Source organism: Companilactobacillus farciminis KCTC 3681 = DSM 20184 (assembly GCF_002706745.1).
Taxonomy (GTDB): domain Bacteria; phylum Bacillota; class Bacilli; order Lactobacillales; family Lactobacillaceae; genus Companilactobacillus; species Companilactobacillus farciminis.
On sequence record NZ_CP017702.1, the window covers coordinates 729,654 to 749,591 of the forward strand.

Annotated in this window: 14 protein-coding genes; 11 read left to right on the plus strand and 3 right to left on the minus strand. The window is 36.4% G+C overall.

Annotation, left to right across the window (positions count from 1 at the left end):
- Positions 1–2 precede the first annotated feature (2 nt).
- The 6 genes from hisE (at position 3) to LF20184_RS03495 (ending at position 7,164) form a co-directional block, all read left to right on the plus strand.
- Entirely contained in the window at positions 3–335 is a 333-nt protein-coding gene (hisE, locus tag LF20184_RS03470) for a phosphoribosyl-ATP diphosphatase (protein ID WP_010020628.1), read from the plus strand.
- 12 nt (positions 336–347) lie between these two features.
- A complete protein-coding gene (hisC, locus tag LF20184_RS03475) occupies positions 348–1,421 on the plus strand; it encodes a histidinol-phosphate transaminase (protein WP_010020627.1) in 1,074 nt (357 codons plus the stop codon).
- A 367-nt stretch (positions 1,422–1,788) separates the two neighbouring features.
- Positions 1,789–2,805: an inorganic phosphate transporter gene (locus tag LF20184_RS03480; RefSeq protein WP_010020625.1), complete on the plus strand. Its 1,017-nt coding sequence runs from the start codon at positions 1,789–1,791 to the stop codon at positions 2,803–2,805.
- 12 nt (positions 2,806–2,817) lie between these two features.
- Positions 2,818–3,447, plus strand: coding sequence for a DUF47 domain-containing protein (locus LF20184_RS03485; RefSeq protein WP_010020623.1), 630 nt, complete (start codon positions 2,818–2,820; stop codon positions 3,445–3,447).
- A gap of 206 nt (positions 3,448–3,653) precedes the next feature.
- Positions 3,654–6,509 (plus strand): L-type lectin family protein, encoded by a 2,856-nt coding sequence (locus tag LF20184_RS03490; RefSeq protein WP_010020622.1) that lies wholly within the window; start codon positions 3,654–3,656, stop codon positions 6,507–6,509.
- Positions 6,472–7,164 carry a hypothetical protein gene (locus LF20184_RS03495; protein WP_010020621.1) on the plus strand — a complete coding sequence of 231 codons (693 nt, stop codon included), beginning with the start codon at positions 6,472–6,474 and terminating at the stop codon, positions 7,162–7,164. Before LF20184_RS03490 ends, LF20184_RS03495 begins: the two co-directional genes overlap by 38 nt.
- Positions 7,165–7,207: 43 nt before the next feature.
- On the opposite strand, the gene LF20184_RS03500 is transcribed toward LF20184_RS03495, so the two are convergent.
- The gene (locus tag LF20184_RS03500; RefSeq protein ID WP_010020619.1) at positions 7,208–8,233 is read right to left on the minus strand and encodes a MucBP domain-containing protein; all 1,026 of its coding nucleotides are present in this window, start codon (positions 8,231–8,233) and stop codon (positions 7,208–7,210) included.
- 291 nt (positions 8,234–8,524) lie between these two features.
- Here LF20184_RS03500 and LF20184_RS03505 point away from each other — a divergent pair, with 291 nt between their 5' ends.
- On the plus strand, positions 8,525–10,495 hold the full coding sequence (locus LF20184_RS03505; protein ID WP_010020617.1) for a cell surface SD repeat-containing protein: 1,971 nt from the start codon (positions 8,525–8,527) through the stop codon (positions 10,493–10,495).
- A gap of 97 nt (positions 10,496–10,592) precedes the next feature.
- Entirely contained in the window at positions 10,593–11,147 is a 555-nt protein-coding gene (locus LF20184_RS03510; RefSeq protein ID WP_010020615.1) for a PepSY domain-containing protein, read from the plus strand.
- 57 nt (positions 11,148–11,204) lie between these two features.
- Here the strand turns inward: LF20184_RS03510 and LF20184_RS03515 are convergent, their stop codons facing one another.
- Entirely contained in the window at positions 11,205–13,403 is a 2,199-nt protein-coding gene (locus tag LF20184_RS03515; RefSeq protein WP_010020614.1) for an ATP-dependent Clp protease ATP-binding subunit, read from the minus strand.
- A 326-nt stretch (positions 13,404–13,729) separates the two neighbouring features.
- Between LF20184_RS03515 and LF20184_RS03520 the strand changes: the two genes are divergently transcribed.
- Positions 13,730–13,996 carry a phosphocarrier protein HPr gene (locus tag LF20184_RS03520; RefSeq protein WP_010020613.1) on the plus strand — a complete coding sequence of 89 codons (267 nt, stop codon included), beginning with the start codon at positions 13,730–13,732 and terminating at the stop codon, positions 13,994–13,996.
- Positions 13,996–15,720, plus strand: coding sequence for a phosphoenolpyruvate--protein phosphotransferase (gene ptsP / locus LF20184_RS03525; protein WP_010020612.1), 1,725 nt, complete (start codon positions 13,996–13,998; stop codon positions 15,718–15,720). Before LF20184_RS03520 ends, ptsP begins: the two co-directional genes overlap by 1 nt.
- A gap of 46 nt (positions 15,721–15,766) precedes the next feature.
- On the opposite strand, the gene LF20184_RS03530 is transcribed toward ptsP, so the two are convergent.
- Positions 15,767–16,342 carry a TetR/AcrR family transcriptional regulator gene (locus LF20184_RS03530; RefSeq protein WP_010020611.1) on the minus strand — a complete coding sequence of 192 codons (576 nt, stop codon included), beginning with the start codon at positions 16,340–16,342 and terminating at the stop codon, positions 15,767–15,769.
- A gap of 434 nt (positions 16,343–16,776) precedes the next feature.
- On the opposite strand from LF20184_RS03530, the gene LF20184_RS03535 reads away from it, so the two are divergent.
- Positions 16,777–19,800: an MMPL family transporter gene (locus LF20184_RS03535; RefSeq protein WP_050783097.1), complete on the plus strand. Its 3,024-nt coding sequence runs from the start codon at positions 16,777–16,779 to the stop codon at positions 19,798–19,800.
- Positions 19,801–19,938 lie beyond the last annotated feature (138 nt).

Sequence of the window (19,938 nt, forward strand, 5' to 3'; positions counted from 1 at the left end):
TTATGCAAAATTTAGATGAATTATATAACTTAGTCAAAGAGCGTCAAAACAATCCTAAGAAGGGTTCATATACTGATTATTTGTTTTCTGAAGGTTTGGATAAAATTTTAAAAAAGGTCGGTGAAGAGTCAACCGAAGTGATCGTTGCTGCTAAGAATCCCGGCAAAAAACGTGGTGATGGCGAATTAGTCTACGAATCGGCTGATTTGTTGTATCACCTTTGCGTTTTATGGGCTCAACAGGGCGTCACTTTTGACCAGATCAAAGAAGAATTGGCTAAAAGAGAAGGTCTGATGAGTCAGTTTAAAGATCGTCCTGAAATCAAAGATTTGTAAGAGGCTATTAATATGAAGAAAATCATTCAAGAATTGAACCCATATATTCCAGAGAAACCGTTACAACAATTACAAGAAGAATTAGGACTTGAGAAAATTGTCCGTTTGTCAGCTAATGAGAATCCTTACGGGACCTCACCTAAAGTTAAAGAAGCTATTTTGAATTGGAACTACGATTTAAGCAATCGCTATCCAGATAGTTCAGCTCAAGAATTACGTAATTTAGTGGCCGAAAAATTTTCTCTAGATCCTAGTCAGATTGTCTTTGGCGTTGGGTTAGACGAAGTCATAGTTATGCTATCGCGAGTCTTTTTACAACCGGGGGATGAAGAACTCGTCAGCGTGCCGACATTTTCGGAATATGCACTGCACGCTGAAATTGAAGAAGCAGTTATTAAGGAAGTTGCTACTAAAGAAAATGGTCAAATAGATTTTTCCGCATTGTTAAAAAATATTACTGCTAAAACTAAATTGGTTTGGTTGTGCAATCCGAATAATCCTACTGGTACTTATGAGACCGTGTCGTCAATCGAAGAATTTGTTAAGCAAGTTCCCAAAGAAACAATGGTCCTAGTCGATGAAGCTTATATTGATTTTGTGACGGAAGAAAATCCCACGACAGCGATGAATCTAACTAAGAAATATCCAAATATCGTCGTTATGCGTACTTTTTCTAAAGCATATGGCCTCGCTAATTTTCGAGTAGGATATGCAGTCTTTTCAAATCAAATCGCAGGTGAAGTTCAAAAGGTTCGTCTGCCTTATAATGTCAGCTCAATAGCCCAAACTGCAGCGATTGCAGCCTTCAAAGATCAAAGTTTTGTCGATGAAGTTGTTGCTAAAAACGCAATCGAACGAGCTAAGTATGAAGAGCTTTTCCAAAAATTAGGTTTGAAATTTTATCACAGTCAGGCCAATTTCATATTCTTTAAAGCAGATTCAGCCCAAGAGTTAGCTCAAGTTTTGTTAAAGAATGGTTATTTAATTAGAACTGGATTGCGTCCTAGTTGGTTACGGCTATCCATTGGTACCCCAGATGATAATCTAAAAATACAAAAGATCATTACTGATTTTTTGGTTTCTTAATGGGCAATTTCTTTTATTTTTATATGATTCGAAAATAGCATCTACTAGATGGGGTAGGTGCTATTAATCTGTTTATATAAGAAATAAAACCACTATCCAGTCCGAAACAGCAAAGCAAATTGGCTCAAATGTGAAATTATTCTTAGCAATTTATTGCTTAGAATAAGGTCGAGCTTGAAGACTTTGCCCGGTTTTGGTCTTAGCAAAGGCTCCAAGTCGTGCCCACATTGTTCCAGCCAAGTTTGCTTTGCTGTGGAGGACGGAATTTTAGTACAAACTTATAATTAATTTCGATTTGTTAAAGACATCACTTTTAGAATACGCTATCATAAATATATAGAATAAAAATAATGAAGTGGGTGTCATTATGAATGTTGCTTTGATCGTAACAATCGTATTAGTTATGGCAGTGGTTTTTGTTAATGGTTGGACCGATGCGCCCAATGCTATTGCTACAGCAGTATCGACTAGAGTATTACGACCTAATATTGCTATCTATATTGCGGTAGTAATGAACTTTTTGGGTGCTTTAGTAATGACCTTTTTCAATGCTCAAGTCGCGGAAACAATCAGTAATATCGTCAGTTTTGATGGTGCAGGCAATACTAGTCAGATTGCTTTAGCAGCTTCTTTGTTTGCTATTGTCACTTGGGCGGTAGCAGCTTGGTGGTTTGGAATTCCTACAAGTGAGTCGCATGCTTTGATTGCTGGGTTAACTGGAGCAGCGATGGCCTTGGGTGGTCTGAACGCAGTTAATATGACAGAGTGGTGGAAAGTCATCATTGGTTTGATTGTTTCAACTGTTTTTGGACTCGGTGGTGGCTATATCATTACCAAACTCGTTATTTTAATCTTTCGACCAATCAATCGTTTGATTGCCAATAAATTCTTCACCGTTGGACAAGCTCTCAGTGCAATGGCAATGGCTTTCTTGCATGGTGCTCAAGATGGGCAAAAGTTCATGGGCGTATTCATGTTGACACTTTATTACAATGGTTTGGTTGGTAAGACGGCTGGCGGTGGTTTCGCAATTCCGATTTGGGTCATGGTCTTGTGTTCAGTCACGATGGGATTAGGAACTTCAGTTGGTGGAATGCGGATCATTAAATCTGTTGGGATGGATATGGTTAAGTTGGAGAGATATCAAGGTTTTTCTGCCGATTTGGGTGCAGCAATCACGTTGTTTTTCTCATCTTTATTTGGAATTCCGGTTTCAACTACGCATACTAAAACAACCGCAATCATGGGAGCTGGTGCTGCGAAAAGATTTTCTTCCGTTGATTGGAGCGTCGTTCGAGATATGGTCTTAGCGTGGGTCTTAACTTTTCCTGGCTGTGGCTTGATAGCTTACTTTATGTCAAAATTATTTATGGCAATTTTCTAGGGGGCAAACGAGATGGTTTTCAAAAAGAAGAAGTTTGATTTTTTTATTGCAATGGAGCATATGTCGAGTGATGCATTAAAATCTAGTGAATTGCTCAATGAAATTATAAATAATTTTGATACTAAGAAATTGTTGGAGCAGAGCCAAAAGATACATGAAATTGAAGCTGATGGTGATGAGGATGTTAAGGAAATCATGCACGAATTGTATATTTCTTTTATCACGCCAATCGACCGTGAAGATATCGTTCAATTAGTTGATAAATTAGACAATATCATTGATGGTATCAATGGTTTGACTTATGAATTTCATTATCTAAATGTGCAGGAATTACGTCCAAACACAGAAGAATTTATGGATTTGATTTGCCAAGCTGTTAAAGCCGTTCAGCAATCAGTCCGTGAGTTTTCACATTATAAAAATTCCAAGACTTTACAAAAAAACGTCGACCAAGCTAATCATATTGAATCCTTAGGAGACAATCTTTATACTAAAGAGCTCAGTCAATTATTTAGAGAAGAAGATATTGATCCAATCGACGTTATTCGTTGGCAAAAAGTTTATGCTGGTTTTGAACGAGTGCTCGATGCTTGTGAAGATTGTGCTGATGTTATTACCGGTTTGGTTATTAAAAATAGTTAGATATCAAAATCCCATTAAATTGGATGTTTTCTATTGGAAAATATCAATTTAATGGGATTTCTTTGTAATCGTTTTCTGGTAATGAAAAGTAGTCTTTACCGTTTGTGAATCAAATTAATCGTTTTTATATAGTAAAATAATTATACATAAATGATTAAAAAATTATGTATGTGGCGAATAATTATTGTTATTAAGGGGAAATAAAAATGAAAAAGAAGAAGCTTTGTGTCATAACATTAGCCTTATTCTTTATATCATTCCTAATCGGTTTCTTAGAAATAAATAACGTATTAGCAGCTGCACCAACTAAAGAGGAAGTTTATAAAGCTGCCCCTGAAGGAATAGATGTCAAAGAATTTTTAACACTTCCAGAAGAATATTCTCGAAGAGAAGGCGAACCATTCAAGAATCAAGCTACAATTATTGAGAAAGGCAATAGTACATACAATAATCCAACTGAAATCATACAAATGTTAGATAGCGGTGGAGATCAAAACCAAATAGCCGCATTTTGGGGAACCTATAAAGATCCAAATGACAATTCAAAATATTATAACTATTTTGACCTAACAAAAAGACAAACAATTTCAGCTTGGATTTATTTGGGTGATACTTTTTATGATGAAACTGATCCAGAATCAGGTAAAACTTCAGATGGAATCGCTCTTGTTATACAAAATGATAGTCGTGGTGATTTAGCTATTGCTAGAGGTGCTCAGGAGTACTTCGAAGACCCAGCTTATGGAGAAACTTTGGGGGTATGGGGTAGTGGTCAAGATGGATACGATCCGCCCTCTAATAAGACTGTCTTGTCTGGTAGAACATTTGATTTGGATAAAAGTGCTATTCAAAACAGTATAGCTTTGGAGTTCGACACGATCAGAAATGCTAATAAATTTGTGATGTACACAAATTATATTGATGATTTCTTTGATGGTTTATCGACCTCGGGTTCTAATATGGTTAAAGGACAACATATTGCTTTTGGATATCCTGGAGAAAGTGATACATATGAAGGATTTATGGAAACCTCTTTTTTAGGTCTAGAATACTTTCACTATGGTTTAAATCATAAAGGGCAGATTCATAACTTATACTTATCTGGATATGATTTTGATGAATCGACAGACAATTCTTGGCGCCACATTACAGTGGATTACACTCCGCCAACTGAGGGCTCTAATGCCGCCCATATTTCTTATATTTACAATGATAAAAATTACGACGGAACAGCTAAGTCTTATCGCAATTGGGATAAAAGAATAAATCAAGAAATTGATATTAGTAAAATTAAGGGAGATAGTGGTAATACCAAGGTAAGGTGGGGCTTTACAGCCGCTACTGGTTCTCCAAATTCAGTTCCTAAAGATTATGCAATTTTATTCCAACAAATGCCTAACGTTGCTAATGCCGATGCTTCAACGTCATTATATGATTTGTCGCAGTACGATTCTTCAGGAAAGTTAGGACGTAAAATTAGTGATTTGGAAAAAAAGGAAACTACAGAGTCAAAGGATGATCCCAAATTCAACGTTTCTAATAAAGATAAATTAAGATTCGATTATGAGATCATTTATAATTCTGGTTTTACTGGTACAGGAGAATTAACCACTGTCATTAATTTACCTGAACAAGTTGATTTTAAACTAGGTATTAATGAAGATTTAGCCGACGATACAATCGGTCAAATTATTTACAGTGATGGCAACAATGACAAAACGACTGATATTTCTGTCAGTGATATTACTACGGATGCTGACGGTAATCAGATCATTAATTTAAAACTAGGCGCTTTGAAAGTTGAAAATGAAAAGTTGTCAATTCAATTGTACGGTCAAGCAAACGCTGATAAAACGTCAACGACTGTTGCTAATAAGCACATTTCATATAAGGGACAATATTATATTGATGATGCAATGAGTCCTTCGTTTATTATCAACGACAGTTTGGAAGCTGAAACTACTGACGAGTTAACCAAAGACGTCGCTTATGAAGATGATTTTAATTTGTCAGGAAAGTTAAAGTATACAAATGGTTCGAAGATGGATAGTGATACGAAAGTCTATACTGTTATTAATGGTAAAACACGTTTAGCCAATGGTAGCTTGATGATTGCTAGTGATGAATTATCAGCTGATTTTGATATTTCTATGATTTCTGCGTCAACTAATAATAGTTGGTTGAAAGTTGGCGAAAATAAGGTTCAAGTGTATGCAGTTGATAGTATGAATCGCGTTTCTAATTCGATTGAATATACGATTAATGTTGCAGATTTTACCAATTTAATCATAACTTCCGATAAATTAGACCATTCACTTTATACGCATCAAAAGTCATCATTAGAAGCTACTTTGAAATATGATAACGATGCAGACTTTTATCCCTCAATAATGGTCTGGCATCACATTATTAATGGTGAAGATTTCACTTACATTTATGATAAAAATAAGCCAGTAGCCTCATTAGACTATTCCCGAGAAGTATTAGGAACTGACTTAAAAGTTGGTAAAAATACGATTGATGTTTATGTAACAGATGGAGTTAGAAAGTCTAATACATTAACTTACACTTATGACGTGTTAGAAAAAGAATTGATTGCAAAGGCCGACGAATCAACGCAAAATATTACTGTTGATAATAATGATCCAGTAACTTTATTAGGGTCATTTTACTATAGTGATAATTCAAAATTTACTTCTACAGATGGGTCAAAAGTTTCGTATGTTATTAAGACTGAATTAGGTGAGCAAGATCCAGTTGCAGTTTATAATACTGAAGGAAAAATCGATCTGAGAATCAAACCAATCTTAAATAACGTTACAGTTGGAATTGATTTTAATGATTTTGATAAAATAATAAAAGATAGTAAACACCCTGGGTTAAGAGAAGGAAAAAATGAAATTTATGTGACGGTCCAGGATGGTACTTACAAGTCTAATACCTTAGTCTATACGATCAATGTACCTAAGTTGCATTCAGAAATAACTACTGAATCGCCGGTTATTGTAGCTAGAAGTATCTTTCATGATAACCATCCAAAGTATACTTATTACATATACTGACGGTGAAAATTATTATATTTCTCAAACTGATTTGCGTGAATTTTATTCTAGCCCCAATATTGATACTCATATAGACTTTAACCAGGGAACAAACGTTGAAAAATTCTTACAAACGGCTGACTTTGAAAGTTTCTTTGACTGGGGTGATTTGAATCTTTCAACTAAGGAAGAGAATGAAATTAGTCTGATTACTTACGATAATTATGGTAGAAAGAGCAACACTATCAATTATTCAGTTATTTACCAAAATAAAGATCTGTCACTAGACGTAAACGATTACCGCTTCAATCCAGTTAACTTAGGTGGAAAAAAGTTGATTTCACGTCAAGGAGATTGGGATGTAAAGGTAAATAGTTACAATGCCAAATGTCAATTATTTGCTCAACAGACGAGTGACTTTGTTTTAGAAAATAATTTTAATACGGTTATGAACGCTGGGATGATTTTCAAAGATGAAAATGATGACGTTCGTTCCTTAATAGATGAGAAACAATTGATAGCTTATGACTCAACTGGTGGAAAAGTTGATAAGGTCACTGATGTTGCTGACGCTTGGGATAGTGATGAAGGTATCTTGTTACAATTAAATGGTTTGAATTTGCCAGGAGAATATTCAAGTGAATTAACTTGGACCTTAGTTGATAGTGATATGTAAAAAAAGACCTCGTTAGATTAATTTCTAGCGAGGTCTTTTGATCCTAAATATTTAAATATTTACTTTCAATATAGTAGCCATCTTTTAATTCAGCCCAAACGCTGTAGTTGTCGAGTTGGACCAATTGTTTAACAAAAACATTTTGACCACCTTGATAGCGTTGATTGTCCATGTCACCGTAAGGAGTCTTCCAAGCAGTGATGTATTGGTCACGATAATACATGATTTTGACAGCCTTATTGATTGGCATGTTGTCGATAACCGAGTAAGTGTAACTGATATTTTCGGCCGATTGAGCAAGTGGACTGTTCAACATTTCTTGACGAGGTGATGTTTGTTTGATGATTTTAGTAGCGATACTTTCAGTACTAGGAACCCAAGTATTGCCACCCAAGTTGTACCAAACTGTTCCGTTGTATGTTTCTTGAACAGCTCGATAGACTTTCCAAGAAGTTCCGTAAGGCAAAGTTTTTTCTAGAGGAACTTTATTGAGTGGTTGATCAAAGACTTTTACGTTAGCGGAAGTTTCGACGAATAGGTCTTTATTAGTTCGATATTTTTTAATAGGAAGAACATTGTAAATATATTCTTGTTCCTGAACTTTAGATGTGAATTGACCGTTAGCTTTTTTAGGAGAGTGGACTAAGAAATGGTCAGCTTCTTCTAAAGGTTGCGTATCGAATTCGCGATTTAAGTCACCAACCAAGTATTGCGGATCAGAAATCAATTTACCTTCAGTATTGCGATGGTAAACAATTACCGGAGCCGAAAGCTGACTGGCATAAACTAGATAGATTCCGTCAGAATTGGGGATGAATGTTTGTTGGAAGTTAGTTACTGAGGACAAAACATATCCGGGTATTTCTTGCCAAGGAATATCTAATTTATCTAAATAATGGCCTTTGATAGTGACCGGTTTAGCGATATCTTTACCCAAAGAATTGACATAGTGGACCTTGATCTCAACATCATCGCGGGTTAATTTTTTGATTTTAGGTGATAATACATCATTTTCCATAGTCTTTTCCCCGTTATGGGAAAAATGGTGCTGACGAGTTTTCTTTCCCATAATAATTCCCTTCTAACATTAAATTATTGTCATTCTAACATGAAAAAATCAGTAGGATTCCTTTTATATAGGTATCTTAAAGATATTTAAAGGAAAAATAATAAACAGTAAAGACTTTTTTAACAATTTTGCCACAAGTGAGTATTATGGAATAAATTTTTTTCTAAAAGTCAAATGAATCGTCTTAAAACATATATCACTTTTATAAAAATAATATTGTGTAATGTGAATTAATATACTATTTGTATCGTGATATAATTTCTTCGCTAATATGAAGAAAGGGGTTTCATCATGAAGAAATTAAACGTTAAATGGGCTTTCCTAATTGCCATGTTAACATTTATGGCTGCATGCCTTTTCTCTGACAAGATTCAGCGAGAAGTATCGGCCAATGAAGAGATTCCCGTAGAAGATATCACACCTTATAAAACACCAACTGGAGATGTTAGAAAATTTTTAGGTATTTGGATGACATCTGGTTATAATCTCCAGCCACAACCAAATAACTATACCGTAGTTGATAGTTCGACAACTCTGAGAACTGACCAAGGGAGATCCTTTTGGACAGCACTTTTTACTATAACATCATGGGCACACTATCAATGGTATGAAACAACTGATGGAACAAAATGGACTGAAGTCTCTAAAAAGAATGGTGGAACAAAGAAGAATTTAACAGTTACTCCTAAAGAAATAGGTACGAAATATTATCAACAGGAAGTACAGTGGTACATGGCAATTCCAACGATTCTTGCACCAACCGTCTATTCAAAAGTTGCGGCTGTTCATGCCTTAGATAAACACGTTTCTGCAACTGACGTTGAGGTTTCAGTCGATGATGATTATATTTATAACTATGATTCCGAAATTACTACAACTTCAACTTATGCTCACGCTAAAGTTACGCCTACTAATTTTACTGGCGATATCAAGTGGAGCATCGATAATACTGATTTAGCAACGATTGATGAAGATTCCGGATTGATCACGGCTAATACGAGAACTAAATCGGGAGTTGTTACGGTAACGGCAACAGCTATCAACAATGACGGTACTAAGGTTTCTGGCAGTGCTGAAGTTACCGTTGGTGGTGGTTTGGAAGATCAAACTGTCAAAGCCGGAGAAACCGCTAAATTTGAATTGATGGGTAATATTGGCGAGTTTGATGAACAGGAAGATATGAATTATTCGATTCGTTGGTTCAAAGAAGATCCAATTACGCATGAACAATCAGAAATCGAAGTTGGTAATAATGCAACTTCACATACAACTCCTAAGACGACTTTAAATGATGATGGTACGTTATTCTTTGCTTATATCACGGTTAAAGCTAATGGTAAAACTTATGAGTATACGACTAATGAAGCAACTTTGCACGTTTTACCCGATGGAGGTCCGGATATTTCTCTAGAAGATACTTTGGAAAATAAGACCTTTGACAATAGCAGTGATAATTCGACCAATCTCTATGACGTTAATAGCGATGATAATGTAGTCTTTAAAACCACTATTACTAACAATAGTAGTAGCGGACAACTAAAAGATGCAACGTACAATTTGCCATTACGTGCTGGAACAACGATTAATAAGGTTACTTTGGATGATCAAGAATTAAGTGATACGGATTATGAAGTCAAAAAAGATTCGGATTCCAATGAATTGACTCTAATTGTAAAGAATATCAATCTAGGTATTCAGAAGTCAGCCGATTTGGTAGTTGATACCACGGTAGGGACAGTCAATAAGCGTGAAAGTTATCGTTCAATTGCTTATTTGACGGGAACAGATGATTCCGGAAGCAGTGTCCAAAAAATCGGTACGCCACGTTCTTTGAATTTAACGACTAATAAATTGGAGTATACGATCAAAGATATTGACTATGGTTCAATCAAACCAATTGGCAACGATCAAGTGATTTTCCGCCAAAACAATGAGAGCAATTGGCCAGATAATGTTATGGACGTCGACGATATGAGAAGAGATAAAACACCAATCACCTTGTCAGTTTCTCAAGACAGTGATTTTGTTAGTGAAGATAGCAAGAATACCTTGGCTGGACATTTGAAATTTTTTGATGACGATTATGAACAGGACTTATTAACTGGTTCAGCCATCATTTCTCAAACAAAATCGGGTCAAGAAATGACTTCTTTAAGCTGGCAAGCAGATAAAGGAATCCTTTTAGAATTGGACAATAAGCAATTAAATGCCTCAGGTAATTACGAAACGAAATTAAACTGGGTCTTTACCGACAGTATTTAAAAAACGAAGTGGATAAATGTCCGCTTCGTTTTTTTGGTAAAAATCACAATGTTCCAATATAATTAAGATAATGTAAAAATAGAGGTGGGTGATATTAATGAAAAAGTATTTTTTGGGAATCGTTTTATTGTTGATGACAGGAGTGATTGTTGGTTGTTCTAACGGATCTAATAGTTCTGACAATAACTCAGCAGCTAATAGTGAGTTAGTCGAAAAAACTAAGGTCAGCGTCAATGAGGCCATCAAAGTCTATCAAAAGAACTTTCCTAAAGCTGATATTGTTTCGATTGAATTGGAAAAGCATTTGGGCAAGCCAGTTTATACGATTGAGGGTGCTGACAAAACGACCGAATATCAGCTCAACATTAATGCCATCAATAAGAAGATTAAGCAAAAGTCAGAAGAACCTTTGGATGAAGAAGACCGTTCTGAAGCTAAGACAGAAAAGTTAAATCTGAAAAAGATAATCAGTTTAAAAAAGGCTGCTCAAATTGCTCAAAAAGCTGCTAAAGGTGGAAAAGCTACGGAATTTAAATTAGAGCAAGACTTAGGCGTGACTTTTTGGGAAGTTAAAGTAGTTAATGGCAGTTCTGAAACTGAAGTGCAAATTCATGCTCAAAAGGGTAAAGTTCTTAAAACTGAAAAAGATTAATTATGATACAAAAAAACACGAAGCAAATGGCTTCGTGTTTTTGTTTAGCACCACTAATTATTCTTCAGTATCAGGTGCACTATACTTAGAAATTTTAATTTCATCTTTGTCGACGTGAGCTTCTAGTTGTTTATCCTTTGGATGATCTAAGAAGTAGTCGGCAACTTTATCTTCAATTTGTTCTTCAATCACACGACGAAGTGGACGAGCACCCATCTTAGGGTTGTAGCCCAAATCAACTAATTTATCTTTAGCATCTTTAGTTACATGAATGCTTAGACCTTGATCAGCAATCATCTTGTTGGTGTCATCTAGCATTAAGTCGACGATCTTCAAGAGGTTGTCCTTAGTCAAGGAGTTGAATTCAACGATACCATCGAATCTGTTTAAGAATTCTGGTTTGAAGTATTCAGATAAGCGATTCATGATTGAATTTGTTTGACCATTTGCTTCAGCACTGAATCCGACATTAGCTTCTTGCACACCTTGTCCGGCATTTGAAGTCATGATGATGATAGTGTCTTTGAAACTGACAGTTCTACCTTGAGAGTCTGTCAAACGACCGTCATCGAGGATCTGCAAGAACATGTGCATAACATCAGGATGAGCCTTTTCAATTTCATCTAGTAGAACTAGACTGTATGGATTACGACGAACTTTTTCAGTCAATTGACCGGCTTCTTCGTAACCGACATACCCTGGAGGCGAACCGATCAACTTAGAAATTGAATGCTTTTCCATGTACTCAGACATGTCGAAACGAATCATTGAATCCTCAGAACCGAATAGTTCACGAGCAAGTTGTTTAGCAAGTTCAGTTTTACCAACACCAGTAGGTCCAACGAATAGGAAGGAACCGATTGGACGACCGGACTTGTTAAAACCAACTCTGTTACGACGAATTGCACGTGCTACATCACCGACGGCCTTATCTTGACCAATCAAGTGCTTCTTCAAATCTGGTTCCAAGTTCTTTAATTGAGCTTGTTCGTTAGATTGTAATTCACCGACAGGGATGTTGGTCTTTTCTTCGATAATTTTTTCGATTTCTTTATCGGTAACGATATTTTGACCAGCGGGTTCATCTTTGTTGCTGTTCTTCATATCTTGGAATTTTGTAACTTGATCACGATAATAAGCGGCTTTTTCGTAATCTTCATTACGTAGGGCAGCTTGCTTTTGGACTTCAGCATCAGAGATCTTGTTGTCTAAGTCAGCTACGTCAACGTGATTGATTTGTAGATTCTTCTTTGAACCAGCTTCATCGATCAAATCAATGGCTTTATCAGGCAAGAATCTATCTTGAATGTAACGAGCTGATAGTTCAGCAGCAGCCTTGATAGCCTCATTAGAGTATTTAACGTGATGATAATCTTCATATTTAGGTTGAAGACCCTTGAGAATTTGAACAGTTTCATCGACTGTTGGCTCGTTGACTTGAACGGGTTGAAGACGACGTTCTAGGGCAGAGTCTTTTTCAATGGTCCGATATTCATTTAAAGTGGTTGCACCGACTAGTTGAATGTCGCCACGAGCTAGGGCAGGTTTCAAAACGTTCCCAGCATCCATGCCACCTTCAGCGTTACCAGCACCAACGATTTCGTGAATTTCATCAATGAAGAGGATGATATTCTTATTCTTTTGGAGTTCGTTGATAAGTTGTTGCATTCTTTGTTCAAATTGACCACGGACACCAGTACCTTGAACTAGGGAAACAACGTCTAAACGTACAACATGTTTGTTTTGTAGTTTTTCTGGTACATCGCCATCAACAATCTTTTGAGCAAGACCTTCAACAACAGCAGTTTTACCAACACCTGCTTCACCAATTAAAACAGGGTTGTTCTTAGTTCTTCTATTTAATATTTCAATTACTCGATTAATTTCCTTGTCACGACCAATGACCGGATCAATCTGTCCTTTTTTAGCAAGGTCAGTAAGATCGACACCGTATTGATCTAAGACTCCGTTACCTCTAGGTCTGCGACCATTTCCATTGCCGCCACCAGTTTGGGTTTGGGGACCTTGTTGCTCGAAAGCATTAGGTTGTTGTGCGCCGTTTAAGGCGTTGAACAAGTCTTCAAAACTAGAAAATCCACCGTTCGGATTTTGTGCCATATTATTCATACCTTCGTTAGCTTGATTTCTTAATTTTTGATAACAGTTTTGGCAGAGATTGATTTCTGTCCTTTGACCGTTAACACTTGTATAAAGATGAATTGTTGCTTCATTCTTATGACAATTCTGACATAACATACGCACCCCACCTTTCCTCTATCACAGGATACAACGGTAGTATATAATTAGCACTCGACGAATGCAAGTGCTAAGTCTTGAGATTGAAAAATTTTATTATATTAATAGTAGATAAAAATATTTTTTCAAATTTCTTTGAAAAAGTTTGATAATATAAACGCTTTCAGGCAGTAGCGTTGTAAGCGTTAAACGTCTTATCGCAGTTGACTTATATTAACTTTTTTTGAGCATGCCCCTTGTGAAAAATGAAAGATAATGGTAAATTAATTAGTGAATATTTGTAGTATTACTACAGAATTTTATAACTATATGGTGAGGTATTTATTATGGAAAAGAAAGAATTTCACATTATTGCAGAAACAGGAATCCACGCACGTCCAGCTACTATGTTGGTACAAGCAGCTAGCAAGTTCAGCTCAGACATCAACATCGAATTTTCAGGTAAATCAGTAAACTTGAAGTCAATCATGGGTGTTATGTCACTAGGTGTTGGCCAAGGTGCTGACGTTACAATTACAGCCGATGGTGACGATGCTGCTGACGCAATCGTAGCTATTACAGATACAATGACAAAGGAAGGTTTGGCAGAATAATGGTTAAAACTATTAAAGGGATTGCAGCTAGTGATGGTATCGCAACTGCAGAAGCATACCTTTTAGTTCAACCAGATTTGTCTTTCACTAAGAAAAGTATTTCAGATGCTGATGCAGAAATCAGTCGTCTTAAAGATGCTATTTCAACATCAGATGATGAACTAACAAAAATCAGAGATACCGCTAAGGAATCTCTAGGTGAAGAAGAAGCTCAAGTCTTTGATGCACATAAGATGATTTTGGCTGATCCAGAATTTACGGGTGCCGTTGAACAAGAAGTAAAAGATAAGAATGTTAATGCAGAACAAGCATTGCACGATGTATCAGAAAACTTCATTGCTATCTTTGAAGGAATGACAGACAACCCATATATGCAAGAAAGAGCAGCCGATGTACGCGATGTCACAAAGCGTGTTATGGCTCATCTACTAGGTGTAGCATTACCAAATCCAGCATTGATCGACCACGAAGTCGTTATCGTTGCTCATGATTTGACACCAAGTGATACTGCTCAATTAAACAAAAAGTATGTTAAAGGTTTCGTTACTGATATTGGTGGTCGTACAGCCCACTCAGCTATTATGGCTCGTTCTTTGGAACTACCTGCTGTTGTTGGTACAGATACAATCACTAAAGACGTTAAAGAAGGCGATACAGTCATCGTTGATGGTTTAGACGGTGCTGCAATTGTTGAACCTACTGATGACGATATCAAACATTACACTGAATTAGCCAAGAAGTTTGCCGAAGAAAAAGCAGAATGGGAAAAATTAAAGGACGAACCTTCAGTTACAGCTGATGGCAATCACTTTGACATTGCTGCTAATATCGGTACTCCTGATGATTTACAAGGTGTTATTGAAAATGGTGCCGAAGGTGTCGGTTTGTATCGTACAGAATTCTTGTACATGCAATCAGATAAACTTCCAACTGAAGATGATCAATTTGAGGCCTACAAGAAGGTTCTTGAAGGAATGAAAGGTAAGCCAGTCGTTGTCCGTACAATGGATATCGGTGGTGACAAACACTTGCCATACCTACCACTTCCAGAAGAAATGAACCCATTCCTAGGTTACCGTGCTATCCGTATCAGTTTGGATAGACAAGAAATCTTCAGAACACAACTAAGAGCCTTGCTACGTGCATCTGCTTTTGGTAACTTACGTATCATGTTCCCAATGATTGGTACATTGCAAGAATTTAGAGATGCTAAGAAGGTCTTTGAAGAAGAAAAGGCTAACTTAGTTAACGACGGCGTTAAGGTTTCCGACGACATTCAATTAGGAATGATGATGGAAGTTCCTGCAGCTGCTGTTCTTGCTGACCAATTTGCTAAAGAAGTTGACTTCTTCAGTATTGGAACAAATGATTTGATTCAATATACTATGGCTGCTGATCGTGGTAATGAACACGTTTCATACCTATACCAACCATATAACCCTTCAATCTTGAGATTGATCAAACATGTTATTGAATCAGCTCATAAAGAAGGCAAGTGGGCTGGTATGTGTGGTGAAGCTGCTGGTGACAACACAATGCTTCCACTACTATTGAGCATGGGTCTTGATGAATACTCAATGAGTGCAACATCAGTACTTCGTGTAAGAAGTTTGATGAAGAAGTTGAGCACAAAGGACTTAGCTACATTAGCTGACCGTGCTGTTAATGAATCAATCACTAATGAAGATAACAAGAAGCTTGTTGAAGAATATCTAAACAAGTAATTTGTATTAAAAAAAAGAGTTCGCATTTTGCGAGCTCTTTTTTTTGTTAAAATTTTCCATTTAATAAAGCATTTAAGTAATCATCGGCTGTTTTAGTATCAATTTCAGGTTCATCGAATAGACACCATTCGAGCATCCCAATTAACAGATCGCTGAAAAAACGTGACAGCATTTTGGCAGGAACTTGATTGGAAGGATTGTCAGCACAATATTGGTAGACTACCTTGTTGACCTCGTTTTTTAAATATCCGGACATATTGTGCCAAAGGTGTGAATTAACTCCATTATTTTGCTTAATGCTGTTCAAAAGTGATTCATTGCTGTGGAAAAATCCCAGTAATAAATTAAAAACGTTCACCAAAGTATTACGATCAGAGGTATCCTTTGATAACTGTTCGAGTACATCTTTAGCAATGTAGGACCAGAGATATTGAAGTAAGTCGATTTTGTCATCGAAATAGTTGTAAAAGGTAGCTCTTGGGTATTCGCTTCTTTGGCAAATATCATTAACTGTGATTTTATCAAATTCTTTTTCGCTTAATTCCTCAAACATAGCAATTCGAAAAGCTTTTAATGTTCTTTTAGCTCCTAAGGTCAGGTGTTTAGTCACATCTATCTTCATATATATTTCCCCCAAATGAAATCTAATTTAAGCCTAACATAAGAATTTCCTTGATTCCATATTCACTAATGTCTAAATTTTTGCATATTTAAATAAGTGTCAAAATATGAGCTAATATAAAATTATTGTCTCTTGTATAAATAAACCGATAATTTTATGATTGAGAATGAATTTTCAGAAAGTATATATTCGATATTCATAATTGTGATATGCATTGCAAATTTCTAGTAATAAAAAGATTAATATGGCATGATACGCATGAGGAAATATGAACATGGATGTGGTGATTATGCCGAATTAAATTTAATGATCTTAATCAATTTATTGTAGTGATGTCTGCATTATCATGACTAATAAATTCGAGAAAGGAAAAACTATATTTTTTCTGATTATGTATAAAGCATAATTCCGTGTTTGATATAGTAGCTATTCTTGTGGGAAAGATTAAAAATAAGTATCTTATAGCGTTAATTGGCTGGATCATTGTGGTAGTAGCAGCGTTAGTAATGATGCCTAATGTTTCGCAATTGGTCAGAAACAAGGGGAATATCACTTTACCTAGTTATACCGAAAGTCAAAAAGCCTCAAAGATTGAAAAGAAGGCTAATGGCAATAAATCGGTTATTACTTATACCGTTGTCTTCAAAAATGGCAATGGTGCCAAATTAACTCCCAGTCAATCGAGTAAAATTGATAATAAACTAAATCAATTGAGCAGTGAAAAATCGCTGAAAATTAAAAAGGTCATGGGTCCTAGCGATAACGCTCAAACTAAGAAACAGTTGATTGCAAAGGATAAAACGACTCAGTTGGCTCAAGTGACTGTCAAAGATGACAAAGCAGTTGGTCAACAAGTTAATAAATTAAAGAATCAACTTAAGATTTCGGGAATTAAAACGTATGTAACTGGTGCCGATGTGTTGAACGATGAATTCTCAACGGTTACAGAAAAGGGAATTCAAAAAACTGAAGTAATTGCGATAATTTTCATCTTTATCGTTTTGATCTTAGTTTTCCGTTCACCAATAGTTCCATTGATTTCCTTGCTAAACGTTGGTGTGGCCTTTGTTACATCGTTAAGTATCGTCATGAATCTTGCAGAAAAGATGAATTTCCCAATTTCTAACTTTACCCAAGTATTTTTAGTAGTGGTCTTGTTTGGTATTGGAACTGATTATAATATTTTGCTCTACAATTACTTTAAAGGAGCGTTGGCTCGGGGATTGTCGGCTAAAGAAGCGGCTCACGATGCTCAAATACATGGTGGTCGAACGATCCTTTACAGTGGAATTTCTGTTTTAATTGGATTTTCCGTTCTTTCGTTAGCTAAATTCTCCTTCTATCAAAGTGCTGTCGGAGTAGCTATCGGTGTACTAGTTTTATTAGCTGTCTTATTGACTTTGAACATGTTCTTTATGCAGGCTTTAGGCAAGAAAATGTTTTGGCCAAGTAAAGTCAATGCAGGTGGTGGCAAGAGTCACATCTGGTATGGATTATCACGTGCTGCTCTAGCATATCCAGTAGTTATCTTAGGAATTATTGCCGTAGCAGCAGTTCCTTTCTTGATGAACGATAGTTCAACTTTGAACTTCAATAATGCCGATGAGGTGCCTGACAGCTATCAAGCTAAATATGGCTACAAAGTTATTCAAAGTCATTTCAGTAAAGGTATGTCGGCTCCAGCAACGATTTATATTCAAAGCAAATCTAAATTAACGACTCAAGAAAATTTAGCTGATATTGACAAATTAACTCAATATCTTAAGCAAGAACCAGGTGTTAAGACAGTTACTTCAGCCACTCAACCTGGTGGTTCAAAAATCAAGAGTATGTACTTAAAGAATCAATTAGTAACGATTACTAATGGTTTGAACACTTCAACTAAGGGTCTAGAAAAAATCAAATCTGGTTTGAACTCAGCCAGTTCGCAATTACAAAGTGCCAATATCAGTGGCAGTGTTTCGCAAGTTCAAGAGTTAGCGGATGGAACTAGTCAATTGCAAGCCGGTGCACAACAATTATCCAGTGGAATTGATCAATATACTTCTGGTGTTTCAACTGTTAATAATGGCTTGCAAAGCGCTAATAGTCAGTTGCCTACGTTGAGTAGTGGCGTTTCGACTTTAACAAGTAGCTCACAACAATTAACATCTGGATTAAGCCAACTACAATCACAAGTTAGTGCTTTATCAGGACAAGCTACACAATTATTGACCTTACTACAAAGTTCAGGACAAGATACTAGTGCTGCAGCTGGTGAGATCAGTCAATTACAAAGTGCTATTAGTCAATTGAGCAGTGGTTCTAGCGCTGTTTCAAGTGGAATGAGTCAATTACAAGGACAAATTCCTACCTTGACTTCAGGAATGTCACAACTAGCCAGTGGTACTAATACGTTGGTAGCATCCAATTCAACTTTGACTAGTGGTGGACAAAGTTTAGCTACTGGTTCAGCAACTGTTAATAGCGGTGTTCAACAAATGAATACTCAATTCAAACAAATGAGTTCTCAAGTTACACAGTTGGAAGAAGGTCTAGTTTCTGCCGACAGTGGATTAGAGACGATTGCTAACGGTAACACGACTATGAAGACTTATTTGGATGGTTTACGTAAGTCTTACGTTGGTGATACCTTCTATCTACCTAAAGAGACTATTAAGAGTAAAGCTTTCAAACCAGCATTGAATGCTTATATGGATAACAATCGTAAGATTGCTACAATTACTCTAGTCTTCAAGGGTGATCCTAATAGTGAGACTACTTCTAAGCAATTGAAGACGATTCAAACTGATATGAAAGCTCAACTAAAACACAGTTCATTGAAGAATGCTAGAGTGGCTGTCGGTGGTGAAACTTCTCAAAATAATGATTTGAGAACCTTAGCTAACGGCGACTTTGGAAGAACAGCTTTGATCATGACTATCGGTATCGGAATTGCCTTGATTGTTGTTACTGAATCAATCTTGCAACCAATGACAATTATTGGAACTTTGTTGTTAGCATACGAAGCTGCTTTAGGTATTACGAGAATCTTCTCAAAGAGTGTGCTTGGTGACAACTTATTGAGTTGGAACACACCGTTCTTTACCTTCATCATGTTGATGGCTTTGGGTGTCGATTACAGTATCTTCTTGATGGTCAGATTCAAGGATGAACCAATGCCTGATTTGAAAGATCGAATGCTCAACGCAGCTACTGCCATTGGAACCGTGGTTATTTCAGCGGCTATCATTTTGAGCGGTACCTTCGCTGCTTTGATTCCTTCAGGTGTTACAACCTTGATTCAAGTGGCCTTAGGTGTAATCTTTGGTTTGATTATCTTAGTCATTATCTTGCCATTGACCTTGTCGTCATTGATCAGTTTGACTAAGTGGCACGATGACCGTATGATTCATCGTAAGAAACCAGAGAAGAAATCTGCTAAAAAAGCTGACTCTGGGGATGCCAAAACTGAATAGAATTAATTTTTAAAAAGATAGAGAACATTTTAGAATAATAGTCCGATAAGACTGTATTCTGGTTCTTTCTTAGTTTCGGTTAGTAGTAATATTCCGTCCTCCATAGCAAAGAAAATTTGGCTGGAACGCTGTGGACAC

Excerpts from the sequence above, each read along its gene's own strand:
- LF20184_RS03505 (WP_010020617.1), top strand. The coding sequence starts at position 8,525 with ATGAAGAAATTAAACGTTAAATGGGCTTTCCTAATTGCCATGTTAACA.
- LF20184_RS03480 (WP_010020625.1), top strand. The coding sequence starts at position 1,789 with ATGAATGTTGCTTTGATCGTAACAATCGTATTAGTTATGGCAGTGGTT.
- LF20184_RS03500 (WP_010020619.1), bottom strand. The coding sequence starts at position 8,233 with ATGGGAAAGAAAACTCGTCAGCACCATTTTTCCCATAACGGGGAAAAG.
- LF20184_RS03495 (WP_010020621.1), top strand. The coding sequence starts at position 6,472 with ATGATAACCATCCAAAGTATACTTATTACATATACTGACGGTGAAAAT.
- ptsP (WP_010020612.1), top strand. The coding sequence starts at position 13,996 with ATGGTTAAAACTATTAAAGGGATTGCAGCTAGTGATGGTATCGCAACT.
- LF20184_RS03490 (WP_010020622.1), top strand. The coding sequence starts at position 3,654 with ATGAAAAAGAAGAAGCTTTGTGTCATAACATTAGCCTTATTCTTTATA.
- LF20184_RS03520 (WP_010020613.1), top strand. The coding sequence starts at position 13,730 with ATGGAAAAGAAAGAATTTCACATTATTGCAGAAACAGGAATCCACGCA.
- hisC (WP_010020627.1), top strand. The coding sequence starts at position 348 with ATGAAGAAAATCATTCAAGAATTGAACCCATATATTCCAGAGAAACCG.
- LF20184_RS03530 (WP_010020611.1), bottom strand. The coding sequence starts at position 16,342 with ATGAAGATAGATGTGACTAAACACCTGACCTTAGGAGCTAAAAGAACA.
- LF20184_RS03485 (WP_010020623.1), top strand. The coding sequence starts at position 2,818 with ATGGTTTTCAAAAAGAAGAAGTTTGATTTTTTTATTGCAATGGAGCAT.
- LF20184_RS03515 (WP_010020614.1), bottom strand. The coding sequence starts at position 13,403 with ATGTTATGTCAGAATTGTCATAAGAATGAAGCAACAATTCATCTTTAT.
- LF20184_RS03510 (WP_010020615.1), top strand. The coding sequence starts at position 10,593 with ATGAAAAAGTATTTTTTGGGAATCGTTTTATTGTTGATGACAGGAGTG.
- hisE (WP_010020628.1), top strand. The coding sequence starts at position 3 with ATGCAAAATTTAGATGAATTATATAACTTAGTCAAAGAGCGTCAAAAC.